The sequence below is a fragment of the Rhodococcus sp. 66b genome, from assembly GCF_002076325.1.
Taxonomy (GTDB): Bacteria; Actinomycetota; Actinomycetes; order Mycobacteriales; family Mycobacteriaceae; genus Rhodococcus_F; species Rhodococcus_F erythropolis.
In genome coordinates this window covers 91370-107573 of the sequence record NZ_MUZB01000015.1, presented here as the reverse complement: position 1 = coordinate 107573, position 16204 = coordinate 91370, and the positions used below count along the sequence as shown (strand labels likewise).

Annotated in this window: 14 protein-coding genes, 1 tRNA gene and 1 riboswitch; of the genes, 9 read left to right on the top strand and 6 right to left on the bottom strand. The window is 61.4% G+C overall.

Annotated features, from left to right (window positions below; all coding sequences use genetic code 11):
* Positions 1 to 173: 173 nt before the first annotated feature.
* Complete coding sequence (locus B0E55_RS25275) at positions 174 to 1169, top strand: helix-turn-helix domain-containing protein (RefSeq protein ID WP_020969741.1); 996 nt, start codon at positions 174 to 176, stop codon at positions 1167 to 1169.
* A 74-nt stretch (positions 1170 to 1243) separates the two neighbouring features.
* Positions 1244 to 1615: a thioredoxin gene (gene trxA / locus B0E55_RS25270; protein ID WP_003944106.1), complete on the top strand. Its 372-nt coding sequence runs from the start codon at positions 1244 to 1246 to the stop codon at positions 1613 to 1615.
* A gap of 74 nt (positions 1616 to 1689) precedes the next feature.
* On the opposite strand, the gene polA is transcribed toward trxA, so the two are convergent.
* Positions 1690 to 4437 (bottom strand): DNA polymerase I, encoded by a 2748-nt coding sequence (gene polA / locus B0E55_RS25265; protein ID WP_019748643.1) that lies wholly within the window; start codon positions 4435 to 4437, stop codon positions 1690 to 1692.
* 303 nt (positions 4438 to 4740) lie between these two features.
* Between polA and B0E55_RS25260 the strand changes: the two genes are divergently transcribed.
* The 4 genes from B0E55_RS25260 to B0E55_RS25245 are packed head-to-tail and all read left to right on the top strand — an operon-like array spanning position 4741 to position 8870.
* Entirely contained in the window at positions 4741 to 6051 is a 1311-nt protein-coding gene (locus B0E55_RS25260) for a branched-chain amino acid ABC transporter permease (protein WP_037120375.1), read from the top strand.
* A 5-nt stretch (positions 6052 to 6056) separates the two neighbouring features.
* Positions 6057 to 7046, top strand: coding sequence for a branched-chain amino acid ABC transporter permease (locus B0E55_RS25255; RefSeq protein WP_003944088.1), 990 nt, complete (start codon positions 6057 to 6059; stop codon positions 7044 to 7046).
* The gene (locus tag B0E55_RS25250) at positions 7039 to 8067 is read left to right on the top strand and encodes an ABC transporter ATP-binding protein (protein ID WP_029255470.1); all 1029 of its coding nucleotides are present in this window, start codon (positions 7039 to 7041) and stop codon (positions 8065 to 8067) included. The genes B0E55_RS25255 and B0E55_RS25250 overlap by 8 nt, the downstream gene beginning before the upstream one ends.
* Entirely contained in the window at positions 8064 to 8870 is an 807-nt protein-coding gene (locus B0E55_RS25245) for an ABC transporter ATP-binding protein (protein WP_007728720.1), read from the top strand. The genes B0E55_RS25250 and B0E55_RS25245 overlap by 4 nt, the downstream gene beginning before the upstream one ends.
* Before the next feature lie 56 nt (positions 8871 to 8926).
* Here B0E55_RS25245 and B0E55_RS25240 read toward each other — a convergent pair whose 3' ends face one another.
* Both B0E55_RS25240 and B0E55_RS25235 read right to left on the bottom strand, forming a co-directional pair.
* Positions 8927 to 10258, bottom strand: a complete 1332-nt coding sequence (locus B0E55_RS25240; protein WP_080910694.1) for an ABC transporter substrate-binding protein — start codon at positions 10256 to 10258, stop codon at positions 8927 to 8929.
* 218 nt (positions 10259 to 10476) lie between these two features.
* Positions 10477 to 11094, bottom strand: a complete 618-nt coding sequence (locus B0E55_RS25235) for an ANTAR domain-containing response regulator (RefSeq protein ID WP_003944029.1) — start codon at positions 11092 to 11094, stop codon at positions 10477 to 10479.
* 107 nt (positions 11095 to 11201) lie between these two features.
* Between B0E55_RS25235 and B0E55_RS25230 the strand changes: the two genes are divergently transcribed.
* Together B0E55_RS25230 and B0E55_RS25225 are read left to right on the top strand one after the other, a co-directional pair.
* A tRNA-Leu gene (locus tag B0E55_RS25230) sits at positions 11202 to 11278 on the top strand.
* A gap of 75 nt (positions 11279 to 11353) precedes the next feature.
* The gene (locus B0E55_RS25225; RefSeq protein WP_080910693.1) at positions 11354 to 11986 is read left to right on the top strand and encodes an AMIN-like domain-containing (lipo)protein; all 633 of its coding nucleotides are present in this window, start codon (positions 11354 to 11356) and stop codon (positions 11984 to 11986) included.
* 169 nt (positions 11987 to 12155) lie between these two features.
* On the opposite strand, the gene B0E55_RS25220 is transcribed toward B0E55_RS25225, so the two are convergent.
* On the bottom strand, positions 12156 to 13058 hold the full coding sequence (locus tag B0E55_RS25220) for a bifunctional 5,10-methylenetetrahydrofolate dehydrogenase/5,10-methenyltetrahydrofolate cyclohydrolase (RefSeq protein ID WP_133053438.1): 903 nt from the start codon (positions 13056 to 13058) through the stop codon (positions 12156 to 12158).
* 23 nt (positions 13059 to 13081) lie between these two features.
* Positions 13082 to 13162: riboswitch (ZMP/ZTP riboswitch) on the bottom strand.
* Between the two features lie 174 nt (positions 13163 to 13336).
* On the opposite strand from B0E55_RS25220, the gene B0E55_RS25215 reads away from it, so the two are divergent.
* Positions 13337 to 13840 carry an SRPBCC domain-containing protein gene (locus B0E55_RS25215; RefSeq protein WP_003944006.1) on the top strand — a complete coding sequence of 168 codons (504 nt, stop codon included), beginning with the start codon at positions 13337 to 13339 and terminating at the stop codon, positions 13838 to 13840.
* Between the two features lie 33 nt (positions 13841 to 13873).
* Here the strand turns inward: B0E55_RS25215 and B0E55_RS25210 are convergent, their stop codons facing one another.
* Positions 13874 to 14755, bottom strand: a complete 882-nt coding sequence (locus B0E55_RS25210; RefSeq protein WP_019748651.1) for an acyl-CoA thioesterase — start codon at positions 14753 to 14755, stop codon at positions 13874 to 13876.
* Positions 14756 to 16174, bottom strand: coding sequence for a pyruvate kinase (gene pyk / locus B0E55_RS25205; protein WP_003944038.1), 1419 nt, complete (start codon positions 16172 to 16174; stop codon positions 14756 to 14758).
* Positions 16175 to 16204 lie beyond the last annotated feature (30 nt).

Sequence of the window (16204 nt, the reverse complement as noted above, 5' to 3'; positions counted from 1 at the left end):
CGGGCGTTCGGCCGGCAAGAGCTAGTACGTTCAGGACCAGTAGGACCAAGAGGCTGACGACGATGATTGCCATGTGTCCAGCCTGACGCAATGTCCCACGTGGCAGTAGTGGCAGAAAAGCCAGACTTGGACGATTTTCTGCCACTTTCCCGTTTTTCTGTCACACTCGAAAGATGCTCGCGAAAGTGGTGGTCCCACTGATGCCGATGACCGAGGCGTTCGAACTCGGCGTGGCATGTGAAGTCTTCGGCTTCGACCGATCCGACGACGGCCTCCCCACGTACGACTTCTCGCTGATCGCCGCAGTTCCGGGCCCGATCCGAACGCGGTTCGGTTACAACATCGATGTTCCGTACAACCTCGATTCTCTCGACGACGCCGACCTCATCGTCGTTTCCGCCGGCGGAACCTACGACGCCGGCGACGCGTACATGTGCTCACCGAGTCCCGACTCGAGTGTCGATCCCCTGCTGGTGAAACTCAACGAGGCCGTAGCCCGGGGCGCCAAGGTGGCGAGCCTGTGCACCGGAGCGTTTGTCCTCGGCGCGGCTGGACTACTGGACGGAAGGCGATGCACGACGCATTGGCGGCACGCAGAGAGGCTTGCCCAGACGTATCCGGAAGCCAAGGTCGATCCGGACGTGTTGTACGTGGACGAAGATCCGGTGTTCACCAGCGCAGGCACCGCGGCAGGAATCGATCTGTGCCTGCACATCGTGCGAAAGGAACAGGGTTCTCGTGTCGCCAACGGCATCGCGAGAAGGATGGTGGTGCCACCCCACCGTGACGGTGGGCAGGCCCAGTACGTCGCCACTCCCCTCACCTCGACGCCGAGTGCAACCCTTGCCCCACTCCTCGACTGGATGACGGAGAATCTCGCCCTCGACCTCACTGTCGGAATGGTCGCGGCCCGAGCGAACATGTCCGCTCGCACATTTGCCCGCCGTTTCCAAGCGGAAACGGGAACAACTCCCGCCCGCTGGCTCAGCGATCAGCGAGTACTGGCCGCCCAGCAACTCCTGGAGAATTCGGACCTCTCCGTCGATGTCATCGCGGAACGCGTCGGTTTCGGCGGCGGCGCCGTGCTTCGCCAGCACTTCATCCGGCTTCGCTGCACCACGCCCCAGGCCTACCGCCGGACGTTTCGGGCGACCGAGAACGCAAGCTGAAATCGGCTCAGGGAAGAATCAGCGGTTCCGGGGCGTTGCACACACCAACAGCCCGCACAATGGAAAGGACCCCTGTGGCCACCCAGACACTCACCCAGCAGAACTTCGACGAAACGATCAACGGCAGCGACGTCGTCCTCGTGGACTTCTGGGCCTCCTGGTGCGGCCCGTGCCGCCAGTTCGCACCGACGTTCGAAGCCTCTTCGGAGAAGCACGCCGACGTCGTTCACGCCAAGGTCGACACCGAGGCCGAGCAGGGAATCGCAGCGGCCGCGAACATCCGCTCTATCCCCACGATCATGGCCTTCCGCGAAGGCGTACTCGTGTTCAACCAGGCCGGCGCTCTTCCCGCCGCTCAGCTCGAAGAGCTCGTCACTCAGGTCAAGGCACTCGACATGGACGAGGTCCGCAAGCAGATCGCAGAGCAGACCGCTTCAGCTGAATAGCGAAAAGAGCGCGCTCCGAATCGAATTCGATTCGGAGCGCGCTCTTTTCGTAGCCACACTGTCTTGACGCCGACTCAGTGAGCCGCGCTGTCCCAGCTTCGACCGGTTCCCACCGAAACGTCCAGGGGTACCGACAACTCGATGGCTGTGGCCATCTTGTCCTTGACCAGTGCGGTGACTTCCTCCAACTCGGAGGCGACCACTTCGAGCACCAATTCGTCGTGCACCTGCAACAGCATGCGCGACTTCAATCCGGCTTCGGCGAGAGCCTTCTGAACATTGATCATCGCGACCTTGATGATGTCGGCTGCGGTGCCCTGGATCGGCGCATTCAGGGCAGCACGTTCGGCCACCTCACGACGCTGACGGTTGTCGCTGTTGAGGTCCGGCAGGTAGCGACGACGACCGTAGAGCGTCGAGGTGTAGCCGTCCTTACGTGCCTGCTCGACCACCGCGTGGAGGTAATCCCGCACGCCGCCGAAACGAGCGAAGTACGCATCCATCTGCTGCTTCGCTTCTTCGGTCGAAATCTTCAGCTGCGACGCCAATCCGTAGGCACTGAGCCCGTAGGCCAGACCGTAGGACATCGCCTTGACCCGGCGACGCAGTTCAGGAGTGACCTCTTCGATCGGAACTCCGAATGCGCGCGAGCCGACAAAGCTGTGCAGGTCCTCACCGGTGTTGAATGCCTCGATCAGCCCCTCGTCGCCTGACACGTGCGCCATGATGCGCATTTCGATCTGGCTGTAGTCGGCAGTGAGCAGAACGTCGAACCCCTGCCCGACTACGAATCCGTCGCGAATCTCGCGCCCCGCGTCGTTTCGCACCGGGATGTTCTGCAAGTTCGGATCGGTCGACGACAGACGCCCGGTCGCGGCAACCGTCTGGTTGAACGTCGTGTGGATGCGACCGTCTTCGGCCACGGCCTTGAGAAGACCGTCGACGGTCACCTTCATACGCGTCGCATCACGATGCGCGAGAAGGTGTTCAAGGAACGGGTGTCCTGTCTTGTCGAACAGACCCTGCAACGCCTCGGCGTCGGTGGTGTAGCCCGTCTTCGTCTTCTTGGTCTTGGGCATGTCGAGTTCTTCGAACAAGACCACCTGCAGCTGCTTCGGCGAACCCAGGTTGATCTGCTTGTCGATCACCTCGTAGGCGGAGTTTGCGGCGTCAGCGACCTGGGAGGCGAAACGGCTCTGAAGATCGTGCAGATGCGCGCTGTCGACGGCGATGCCGGTGGCCTCGATCTGAGCGAGCTCGATCGTCAACGGCAGTTCCATGTCGGAGAGGAGCGACTTGGACTCGATCGACTCCAACTCGGTGTCCAGTGCAGCTGCCAAGTCGAGAACGGCCTGAGCGCTGAGCATCGCGGTCTCGGCTGCTTCGGCATCGAGCTGTTCGGTGTCGTCGAGCAGTGAAAGCTGTTCCTGGCCGGATGTTTCGGCGCGCAGTTCACGCTTGAGGTAGCGGAGCGAGAGATCGTCGAGATTGAAGCTGCGCTGGCCCGGCCGGACGAGATATGCGGCCAGAGCGGTGTCGCTGGTCAGTCCACCGAGCGTCCAACCACGCCCACGCAGAGCATGGATCGCCCACTTGGCTTCGTGCAGCGCCTTCGGCTGCGATGCATCGGCGAGCCAATCACCGAGAGCTGCTTCGTCTTCCGGTGTTGCCGTCGACGCCGCGATGTACGCACATTCACCGTCGGAGGCCGCGATCGCGAGTGCAGTGACGTCGCCGGCAAACGGAGTTCTGGTTCCGAGCACCGTGACGCCGTGACGCTCACCGGTTCGCGCGTGGGCGTCGAGCCACGCGGCAACCGCACCCGGGGCGAGTGCGTCGCCGCTGACCTCGAACCCTTCCTCTGCTTCGGGCTCGGACGACGACAGGGTCGCGAACAGTCGATCGCGGAGAACCTTGAACTCGAGATCGTCGAACAACGCATGAATCTTCTCGCGGTCCCACGGGGCCAAGACCAACTGCTCGGGCGTGTACGGCAACGGAACGTCGCGAACCATCTCGGTGAGCTGACGATTGAGCAGGACGTTTGCGAGGTTCTCTCGTAGTGAGTCGCCCACCTTGCCGCGGACCTTGTCCACGTTGTCTACCAGTCCCTGCAGGTCACCGTACTCACGGATCCACTTGGTAGCGGTTTTCTCACCGACGCCGGGGATACCGGGGAGGTTGTCACTCGGGTCGCCGCGCAGGGCAGCAAAATCCGGATACTGCGACGGAGTGAGGCTGTACTTCTCCTCGACGGCCGTCGGCGTGAATCGGGTGAGCTCCGAGACACCCTTCTTCGGGTAGAGCACAGTGACGTTGTCGGTCACCAGCTGCAGCGAGTCGCGGTCGCCGGTCACGACGAGAACCCGGTATCCGAGTGCCTCCGCCTGCGTGGTCAACGTGGCAATCACGTCGTCGGCCTCGAAACCTTCCTCGGCCATGACCGGGATGCCCAGCGCGCCGAGAACGTCCTTGGTGATGTCGATCTGGCCCTTGAATTCGTCCGGAGCCTTCGCGCGCTGCGCCTTGTATTCGGGGAACAGGTCGGCGCGAAACGTCTGACGCGACACGTCGAAAGCCGCGGCCAAGTGGGTGGGCTGCTCGTCACGAAGAAGGTTGATCAACATCGACGTGAAGCCGTACACCGCGTTGGTGGCCTGCCCACTGTGTGTCTTGAAGTTCTCTGCAGGCAGCGCATAGAAGGCGCGAAATGCCAACGAATGCCCGTCGAGAAGCATCAGAAGAGGGCGATCGTCCGCCTTGCCGGTGGTGCCGGCTGAAGCGGTGGACGTGCTGGACCGAGTTGTGGTTGCGGGGCTCACGGTTCATCAGTCTAGGGATCGCGACCGACATCGACGCCTTCGCCGTTGTTTACGCAGGAACACACACAAGAATCGGACAATTGATGCAGCCTTCGGCCTTCGATACGGAACCGAAACATCCCGGAAATCTCAGAACCCCATCTGAAGCGAACGGAGCCGTTAGAGTCCGGAAATCGCAGCAACGAAACAATCCCTGTGCTGCGCGGCACCTTTGTCCAGACGCGCTATTCCCGACCCGCTCGGAGGACGTACGTGGCCCCACCCGTAGTGAAACGGCAGACCCTCGCGACACTCAGCCGACTACTGGCCTTTGCATTACTGACGTTCTTCGCATTACTCAGCCTGGCCGGAACTGCTTCGGCTCAGGAACCGACCACTTCCCCTACACCGCCGACCCCGACAGCATCCGCAACACCGACAGCACCGGTTCCCGACAACGCTGTCCCCGTCAGCGGCAATCTCAACAACGGCGGCACACGCCTCGAGGGCGTCACCGTCCGTGCGCTCGATTCTTCCGGTACGGAAGTCGCCACCGGAGAATCGGCATCGAACGGCCGTTGGGAACTGGCCGTGGCACCGGGCACCTACACCTTCGAGATCGTTGCCGACACACTTCCCGACGGGGTCAGTGTGCAAGCCGCTGTCGAACGCGAGGTGGTGGCCGGCCGCGCGAACACCGTGATCTTCTCGTTCGGCGAGGTACGTACCGCCTCGAATGTCAGCTTCGGCGAGAAGCTGATCCGCACGACGGTCGACGGTCTGCGGTTCGGCCTCGTGATCGCGATCGCCGGTGTGGGTTTGAGCCTGATCTACGGCACCACTGGCCTGACCAACTTCGCTCACGGCGAGATGGTGACGTTAGGAGCCGTAGCTGCCTGGGTGATCAACACGTCCTTCGGCGTTCCGCTGATTCCCGCCACGATCCTCGCGATCTTCGTCGGCATCGGCATCGGCCTGCTGACCAACGGAATCGTCTGGAAACCACTGCGTAAGCGCAAGACCGGGTTGATCGCACAATTGGTGGTCTCGATCGGTCTCGCGATTTCATTGCGCTACTTGATCCTGATCTTCTTCTCCGACCGCGCCGAACCGTTCGACGACTACCAGGGCCAGGTCGAGAAGAACTGGGGCCCGATCGCACTGACCGACGCCAACGCGATAGTCATGATCGTCAGTCTGGTCGTCCTGGTCGGCGTCGCACTGCTTCTGCAGAAGACTCGCATCGGAAAGGCCATGCGTGCCGTCTCCGACAATCGTGACCTCGCCGCTTCGTCCGGTATCAACGTCGAGCGCGTGATCATGTTCGTCTGGGGGCTCGGCGGCGGATTGGCCGCCCTCGGCGGTGTGCTGTTCGGTATCTCCGAACTCGGCGGACGCGTCCAGTGGGAAATGGGCTTCAAACTGTTGCTGCTCATGTTCGCCGGAATCACCCTCGGTGGTCTGGGAACCGCGTACGGGGCGCTACTCGGCTGCGTCATCGTGGGACTTCTGGTCCAACTCTCGACGCTCATCATCAACCCCGATCTCAAATACATCGGCGGACTTCTCGTCTTGATCGTGATCCTCGTGGTTCGCCCCCAGGGCATCCTCGGATCCAGACAAAGGATCGGGTGACGAACATGGACATCATGGGAGCTTTCCAGGTTTCCTTCGCCCAGTTGATCGGGCCGTCGGCAATCTTCTACGCACTGCTGGCAATCGGGCTGAACCTGCACTTCGGCTACGCCGGACTGCTCAACTTCGGTCAGATCGGTTTTGCCCTCCTCGGCGGCTACGGCGTCGGCATCATGACCGTGACCTACGACCAGCCGTTGTGGCTCGGCATCCTCGTCGGACTTACCGCAGCCGGGCTCCTCGCGCTCGTGCTCGGTATCCCGACGCTGCGTCTGCGCGCCGACTATCTCGCCATCGTGACCATCGCCGCTTCGGAGATCCTGCGTCTGATCTTCCGCTCGACCGCGTCGGATTCGGTGACCGGTTCCACCAATGGCCTGTTCGGTTTCGCAGACCCGTTCACCGCACTGAGCCCCTTCGACTCGGCCAAGCAGTACTCATTTCTCGGCGTGAAGTTCTACGGAGACGACCTCTGGTCGATGGTCGTGGGGTGGACGCTGGTCTTGATCTTGTGCGGATTTGTCTACCTGTTGACGCACAGTCCGTGGGGGCGCGTCCTCAAGGCGGTTCGCGAAGACGAGGACGCAGCGCGATCGTTGGGCAAGAACGTCTTCGTGTACAAGATGCAGGCGCTGGTTCTCGGCGGTGTGATCGGTGGTCTGGCCGGTGTGTTCAACGCTTTGCAGACCAAGTCCATCAACCCGGACTTCTACTCGACCGCGCAGACGTTCTTCGCGTTCGGCGCACTGATTCTGGGCGGGGCGGCAACGGTATTCGGCCCGGTGGTCGGCGCAATGTTGTTCTGGTTCCTCCTCGCCATCCCTGATGCCTTGTTGCGTCAGGCGATCTCCGGCGAAAATCCGCTGCTTTCACTCACGGAACAGCAAGTCGGAGCCACCAGGTATGTCCTGCTCGGATTGATGATTGCTCTCCTGATGGTCTTCAGACCGCAGGGAATACTGGGTAACAAGCGGGAGGTGCAACTCAATGCTTGACGCCGATACCAGAGCACAGATCTTTGCCGACGTTCCTCACCTTCCCGGATCGGCGAAACCCGACCCGGTACTGGTCGCTGACAACGTCTCGCGGACGTTCGGCGGTCTCAAGGCCGTCGACGTCGATCACCTCGAGATTCAACGAGGGTGCATCACGGGTCTGATCGGTCCAAACGGTGCCGGAAAAACGACGCTCTTCAACCTCCTCACCGGTTTCGACCGGCCGGACACCGGTACGTGGTCGATGGACGGTCAATCGCTGGGCCGCATGTATCCCCACCAGGTAGCCAGGAAAGGAGTGGTACGGACGTTCCAGTTGACCAAGGCGCTCTCCAAACTCACCGTGCTGGACAACGTACGTCTCGGTGCCACCGGCCAACGAGGTGAACGCATTTTTGCATCCCTCGTTCCGTGGATCTGGAAAGGCCAGGAACGCGAGATCACCGAACGCGCCAACGAACTCCTCGCACGATTCAAACTCGACACCAAGGCAGACGACCTCGCCGGTTCACTCTCCGGTGGGCAGCGCAAACTGCTCGAAATGGCTCGCGCACTCATGACCTCGCCCTCGGTGGTGATGCTCGACGAACCGATGGCGGGGGTCAATCCTGCTCTGACGCAAAGCCTGCTCGGACACATCAAATCATTGCGCGACGACGGAATGACGGTCGTGTTCGTCGAGCACGACATGGACGTGATCCGAGATATCAGCGATTGGGTGGTGGTCATGGCGCAGGGCAGCGTCATCGCCGAATCCACCCCGGACGAACTCTCGTCCAACACAGCCGTCGTCGACGCATATCTGGGCAGCCACCATGACCAGGCCCTCGAGTTCGACGACAACGGAAATCCGGTGGGCGAGACGGCCGTTCTGGCCGCCGCCCTGGCTGAAGCCGAGGTCGAAACCCTCGAGTCGGGCGGGGACCTGTCGGAACCCGACGTCGACAACCTTCCGGCCGATCTCGCCGCGACGCTGGAATCGAGTCCCGAGGAACCGCGCGGAAGGCACGAGAAGCCATGAGCGAGAACCACGCACGTTCACTGACGCCTGCAGAGTTCGCCGCGACGGCCGAGGAGCATCAGCGACTGTCAGCAGGTGCCCTGCTCCGCGCCGACAGCCTCGTCGCGGGCTACATTCCCGGCGTCAACATCCTGCGTGAATGCAACTTCTTCCTGAAGGAAGGGGAAATCGTCGGGATCATCGGACCGAACGGCGCAGGCAAATCGACACTCCTGAAATCACTGTTCGGACTGATACCGGTACGCGAAGGGTCGGTCACCTTACGCGAGGACAACATCACGTCTGCTCCCGCTCACGTCCTCGTTCAGAAGGGAGTCGGGTACGTCCCTCAGACACAGAACGTCTTTCAGACTCTGACCATCGAAGAAAACCTCGAAATGGGCATTTATCTGCGGCCCAAGGCATTCGCGGAACGATTCGCCTTCGTGAGTGAACTGTTCCCTCTTCTGAGTGAACGACGAAAGGTGAAGGCCGGCGCACTCTCCGGCGGCGAACGCCAGATGGTCGCGATGGGCCGGGCCCTGATGATGGATCCGTCGGTGCTGCTGCTCGACGAACCGTCCGCGGGCCTGTCCCCCATGTTCCAGGACGAGGTGTTCATCCGCTGCAAGAAGATCAATGCTGCGGGTGTCTCGGTCATCATGGTCGAGCAGAACGCGCGCCGCTGCCTTCAGATCTGCGACCGCGGCTACGTACTCGATCAGGGTAAGAACGCGTACACCGACACCGGCGCCAATCTGATGAACGACCCCAAGGTGATCGAGTTGTACTTGGGAACGCTCGCTGGCAGCAAAGAGAAGTAGAACAGACACGAGAATGGGCCAGGGTCTCTCGACCCTGGCCCATTCTCGTTGGCTGCTTACTTGCCCACGACCACGAATCCTTCTGTGGTCAGCGTGTTCTCAGGGCCGAACTTGAGCTTTCCGTACGAACCGATGGACGGTTCTCCCGAATCGTTGAAGTCCAACTCACCGGTGATGCCGTCGTAGTCGATGTCGGTTCCCGCCTTCACCAACGGCAGGCACTCGACATAGGACGTGCACTTGGTGCCACCTTCGGTGACGCTGTTGATGTTGGCTGCAATGTCGGTACCGGCCGTCGACTTCGCCTGCTCGGCAGCGAGCGCTGAGATCACCACCGCGTCGTACGACTCTCCGGCGTAGTTGAAGTCGATCAGAGAGGGGTTCACAGCCTTCAGACGATCCTGGAAGGCAGCTCCGACGTCCGTCAGGGGCGTGGTTCCCTGCATGGTGTCGAGCAACGGCTTCGCCACGGATTCGCCGAGCGCGTTACCCATGTTGCCGTCGACGCCGTACATCGCCATTCCGTCCGACGGGCCGATGCCCACTTCGTGCATGCGCGTGATGATCTTCGCCGACTCCTCGAAGCCCACCAATGCCACTGCATCCGGATTGAAGTTCTTGACTTGATCGACTTCGGAGTTGAACGACTGCGCGTTCGGGTCGTAGATGATCTTCTCGATCTGATCGGAGGGGACGCCCGAATCGATCAGATTCTTTTCGATGTTGTCCGCCAGACCCGTCCCGTACGGGTCGTTGAGGGCCATGATTGCTACGCGCTGACCACCGTCGTCCGAAATGAGCTGTGCGACGGCCTGAGCCTGCAGTACGTCCGTCGGAGCGGTGCGGAAGTACATGCCCTTGTCGGGGTAGCAGACGAATTGGTCCGAGGTGTTGGCAGGCGAGAACATCACGACGCCTGCGCTGGCGATCTTGTCGATCACCTTGAGCGAAACCGAGGACGACGCGGCGCCGACGATGACCTGAGTGCCTGCAGCCAATTCGCGGTCGACGGTGGTGTTGGCGGTGTCCGTTGTGGTGTCACCCGAATCGCCGGGAATCAGCTGGACCGGTTGGCCGAGAACGCCTCCGGCAGCATTGACGTCGTTGACTCCCAGCTGGGTGCCCGCGACCATCGGCGGCCCGAGGAACGACAAGCTGCCTGTATCGGGAAGAAGCGTACCGATACGCAGCGCTTCCGCGGACGGGGTGGCGCCGGCCTTGGCCTGCTCCGGGGTGCAATCAGTCGTGACGGATGTCGTCGCGGCGGAAGCGCCGGACGTAGAGCCACTCGAAGACGAGTCATCCGACTTGTCCGAGCTACAGCCTGCAAGTGCCAGTGATGCCGCGCCGAGAACTGCAGCAGTACGCACAAGTGTTCGTCTAGCCATCCCACGCTCCTAAGATCAGCCGGTGCTCGCGCCACCCGAACTGGCGCTCGCTGTGGGATCAGACGCTAGACCTTGGAACCGTTTCGCGATCCTTCAAGAAAGCCCTGTGACCTGACTGTTATCTGAAGGCGCACAGTGTTTACACGGCTGTAGCGCTGCGCGACGTTTCGACGGTCGACGCAGCCACTCAGTGCAGCCGGATAACCCGGACACTTTGCTCAAGCGTCCGGTTCGCCGCCCAGAGTTTCCAGTACGACCTGTGCGACCGCCTTCATCGTGGAGCGCCGATCCATCGCGGCGCGCTGAATCCACTTGAACGCCTCAGGTTCGGTGAGCGCTTGGCGAACCATCAGAACACTCTTGGCTCGCTCGATCAGCTTGCGTGCTTCGAGCCGGTCGGAAAGATCAGCGACCTCACGCTCGAGCGCCGTCACCTCGCGGAAACGACTGACCGCCAATTCGACAGCGGGAACGAGGTCACTGATCGAGAACGGCTTGACCAAGTAAGCCATGGCGCCGGCATCGCGTGCGCGCTCGACCAACTCGCGCTGACTGAACGCTGTGAGAATGACAACAGGAGCGATCCGCTTGGCGGCAATCTCCGAAGCGGCGTCGATGCCGTCTCTCCTGGGCATCTTCACGTCCATGATGACCAGATCAGGCTTGAGCGACTCGGCCAACTCCACCGCAACCTGCCCGTCACCGGCCTCACCGACGACGTCGTAGCCCTCTTCGCGGAGCATCTCGACCAGATCCATGCGGATCAACGCCTCGTCTTCAGCGACGACAACACGACGGGGTGCGAGCTGATTGCCTTGCGGCTGCGGCGAATTCATGGCCACCATCCTCCTCCATCGAACCGCCCCGACACGAGACGCGAACGATTAGAGGGTACCGGTGTTTGACATTGAAATCGCATCTTCTAATGTAGTCATCGCAACAAGCCCTCGTATCCCAATTGGCAGAGGAAACGGATTCAAAACCCGTCCAGTGTGAGTTCGAGTCTCACCGAGGGCACCACCTGCCGCAGTTGGCCGTACCGCAAGGTTTCGGCATTCGGCTGTACCCCAGATCGACCGCAGTTAGATTCGATCCATGAACGGTCGTCGCCTGATTGCTCTGCTCGGAGCCATACCTGTTTTCGCGCTGCTCACCGGGTGTCAGACTGACGACCAATCCGACACTGCCGGCGAATCCAACACTGCCGGCGAATCTTCCACCCAGACCGTCCTCGATGCTGCAACACAGACAGGCACCCTTCAGGTCGGCACTCCCCCGATCGATGCCCCACCAACCGAGATCTCCACGCTTGCTCCGTTCCCGAACGACACGGAGATCCCTTCACCGAATCCGCGCGTCGACGTGACCGAGATCGACGTAACCGATCACGATGGTTTCACCCGAATCACCTACCGATTCGACGGAAATGGATCAGTGTTCTGGAAAACTGAATACGTCAGCGAAGCAATCCGAGCGGGTGACAGCACAGTCGTGGACGTCGGAAGTCGATCGATACTTCAAGTCGACCTGATGGGAGTCCAATCGGATTCGTCGCTCAACTCCGTATCTCACGAGGGCGAAAACATCACGCGCATAGACAGTGCGGCCAGGAACAGTGCGATCCTGCAGTCGTTTGTCGGCACGGTCGACATCCGTCCGGCATACACCGTATCGACATCCGATTCACCGTCCCAGTTGATGATCGACATCCCCACGGCAGACAGCTGACTGTCGAATACCCAATTGCGCGCTCAGCTCAGCCATTCCAGCGCAGCGGTGCTCGACGCGGTAATTCGGTTATCGAGGGGCGGATGAATACTCCGTCTCGAAACCGAGGTCTCACAATCGATCCGAGGCGATTGCTGGGTCCGGTCCAACACGACTGTCATGATTCTCACTACATGCCCGAACTCTCACTGCATGCCCGAACTTCCGCTGCTCGAACTGCTGCTGCCAGTGTTTGTTCCAGCAGGACGGCAACCGTCATGGGGCCGACGCCACCCGGCACCGGTGTGATCGCACCGGCATGTGCGAGTGCGGCGACGTACTCCACGTCTCCGACGTTGCCCTCGTTGTACCCCGCATCGATCACCACTGCCCCAGGCTTGATCCACGCCCCTTTGATCAGTTCCGGAACACCGACGGCCGCGATGACGACGTCTGCCGAGGCGACGTGGGCGGCCAGGTCGACGGTTCGCGAATGGCAGTACGTCACCGTTGCGCCTCGACGCAGGAGGAGCATTCCCATCGGCAATCCGAGTATCGGGCTTCGGCCGACCACGACAGCATGCTTTCCGGTGAGTTCGACGCCTGTGGCGTCGAGCAGGCGCAGGATGCCACTCGGTGTACATGATTCGAATCCCCCACCGGTCAACGCCATTGCCGCGAACGCTGCCGAGGTAACGCCGTCGACGTCCTTGTCGGCCGAGATGGCATCGAACGCAGCCCGTTCGTCGATGTGGCCTGGCACCGGGTGTTGCAGCAGTATGCCGTCGATCGAAGGGTCCGCCGACAACGCTCTCAGCACGTCGACTAGTTCTTCGGTGGTTGTACTCACCGGGAGTTCGACCGTCCGCGACGTCATTGCGACGGCGACAGACCGTTTGGCCTTCATCTGTACATACGCCTTCGAGGCCGGGTCCGCTCCCACGATGACGGCGGCCAGGCAAGGAACGTGCCCTGTCTCATCACGAAACTGCCTCGTGCGCACTGACAGGTCCGCGAGCGCAGCATCGGCAATTGCGCGTCCGTCGATTATTCGAGCGGCCACGTTCTGGCTGGGCAGATTTTCGGTAGACATGAATCCCCCTTCACACAAGATGTGTGAAGCACCCAGGCGGTCGATGCCTCGCGATGTGCACTCCCCGGTGGTAATTCCCACCCGCGCCAGTCGTGCTTGGTCAGCGTACCGCGCGTTTGTCTCACTGCCACGAAACGCATCCGGAACGCCGCTCTCAAAACGAGACAAATCGACATAACCTATCAATAGGTAACGATCTGACCTGCAGTTATTCCATCCTAAGCAATTAGATGGCACGATGGGGGCAACCGCACGGGCACCAAGCATTGGAGGCACCGATGGACAACGGCAAGATAAACCTGACCTATGACGGTCGGGTGTCACTGAGCTTCCAACTGGCAATTCCGCACGCACCGGACAAGGTCTGGAAAGTGATAACGGAACGCGAGTACCTCGACGCCTGGTTCCCGGCGGACGTCGATTTCAATCTCACTCCAGGCGCGGATCTGCTGTTCAAGGTGACCCCGGAACAAGTCGAGCGATTCGGACTGCCCGCAGATCACGTGACGCGCGGGACGGTCATCAGCGTCCACCCGCACCGAATTCTCGAATTCCTCTGGGACGCAGATACTCTGCATTGGGAACTGGCACCGGACGGCACCGGCGGTTGCTGGCTGACCCTCACCCACACGATGGAAGACGAAGAGTCCGCGTACGCCCACGCCGCCGGCTGGCACGCGGGCTTGGAAGTTGTTGCGGCCCAACTCGATGGACGCGAAGTCGACTGGTCTCCGTGGGACCGCGCCGACGAACTCTCACCGCAATATCGCAAGTCTGCTTGATTCTGGGCCCGAGTTCACTCTCGGGCCCGCATCTCATTCCCCTTTACGCGGGAAATGCCTGATCATTCCTTCTTGGACCACCGTCGCCAACAGCAGTCCTTCCACCGAGAAGTACCGTCCGGTTGCCAGACCGCGCGAACCTGCGGCGACCGGCGATTCGGTGGCGTACAGAACCCAGTCGGTGAACCGGAACGGGCGATGGAACCAGATCGAATGATTGACCGTCGCCGCGACGATACGATCATGACCCCAGGACAAACCATGAGTGGTCAGAATCGAATCGAGCACGGTGGTGTCGGACGAATATGCCAGCGTCGCAGCGTGAATGAGCGAATCGTCCGGCAGATCACCGTCGGGGCGCATCCACACCCGATTGTGGTTGAGTTTCTCGCCGGTGCCCTTGAGGATCCACGCCGGATCGTTGGCGTACCGCATGTCGATCGGCTTGAGCGCCGCACTGAAATGCGGCAGTTTTTCCTCGTACCCCACCAGATGATCGCCGATGGGAGGCAACGACTCCGGAAGTGGAACATCCGGGATCTCGACAGCATGGTCGAGCCCCTTGCCGGAGTCCTGGAACGCCGCGAGCATCACGAACAATTCGTTCTCACCCTGATAGGCAGTCACCTGACGGTTGGCGAATGCCCTCCCGTCACGATGACGCTCCACCCGGTACTCGATAGGCGCCTTCACATCTCCGCCCCGAATGAAATGGGCGTTCACGGCATGGATGGGGCGATCACCGTCGACAGTCCGTCCGGCGGCCATCAGTGCCTGAGACACCAATTGACCGCCGAACGTCCGCGAACCTACCTGTTTCGGGTGGTATCCACGGAACGCGTCGTCACCGATCTGCTCCAGATCCAACAGACCGAGAAGAGTACCGAGGTCGGTGGACGCGTTCGCGTGGGTCACTCAGTGGTCCTCTTCGCCGATACGGTGGACGTGAATGAGGTTGGTGGAACCGACAGTTCCCGGAGGGGATCCGGCAACGATGACCACGAGGTCGCCCTTGACGTACCGCCCGAGGGAGAGCAACGCACTGTCCACCTGACGCACCATCTCGTCGGTGGTGGCCACCGCATCGACCAGGAACGTCTCGGTTCCCCACGTCAGCGTCAGCTGACTGCGCACCGCGGGCAGCGGTGTGAAGGCGAGCAACGGCAGCGGCGTGTGCAGACGAGCCAGTCGACGCACCGTGTCACCGGACTGAGTGAACGCAACCAAGGCCTTGGCGTCGAGACGTTCGCCGATGTCGCGTGCTGCGTACGAGATGACTCCGCGCTTGGTGCGCGGGACGTGGGTCAACGGTGGGACACGGGTTGATTCGTTCTCGACGGCCTCGACGATGCGGGCCATGGTGCGAACGGTTTCCATGACGTACTTGCCCACCGAAGTCTCGCCCGAGAGCATGACTGCGTCGGCGCCGTCGAGAACGGCGTTGGCGACATCGGATGCCTCTGCGCGAGTGGGACGTGAGTTCTCGATCATCGACTCGAGCATCTGCGTCGCGACGATGACCGGCTTCGCGTTCTCACGAGCAATCTGGATTGCGCGCTTCTGAACGAGCGGGACCTGCTCGAGCGGCAACTCGACACCGAGGTCACCGCGGGCGACCATGACGGCGTCGAACGCGAGCACGATGGCTTCGAGATTGTCGATGGCCTCGGGCTTCTCGAGCTTCGCGATGACGGGAACGCGGCGCCCGACTCGATCCATGATGGCGTGAACCAATTCGACGTCCGCCGGTGAGCGAACGAAGGACAGTGCAATGAAGTCGACACCCAGCTTGAGAGCGAACTCGAGGTCGGCGATGTCCTTGCCCGACAGGGCTGGAACGGAGACGTTCATACCGGGCAGTGAGAGGCCCTTGTTGTTGCTGACCGGACCGCCTTCGGTGACCCGACAGACGACGTCGTTGCCGTCGATGGACGTGACGACCAGGCCGACCTTTCCGTCGTCGACCAGCAGTCGATCGCCGGCCTTGGCGTCGCGCGCCAATTCCTTGTACGTGGTCCCGACGCGATCGTGCGTTCCCTCGACGTCGTCGACGGTGATACGAACCTCTTCACCGTTGGCCCAGGTGGTCCGCTCGTCCTTGAATCGGCCGAGGCGAATCTTGGGCCCCTGAAGGTCGGCGAGAACACCGACGGCCTTTCCGGTGGCGTCCGACGCGGCGCGGACGCGAATGTAGTTTTCTTCGTGATCGGCATGCTCGCCGTGGCTGAAGTTGAGGCGCGCCACGTCCATGCCGCTCTCCACGAGCTCACGGATGCGGTCGCCAGAAGCTGTCGCAGGTCCAAGTGTGCATACAATTTTTGTCCGTCGGTTCACGGCTCGAGCCTAGTCGCTACCCCACCGCAC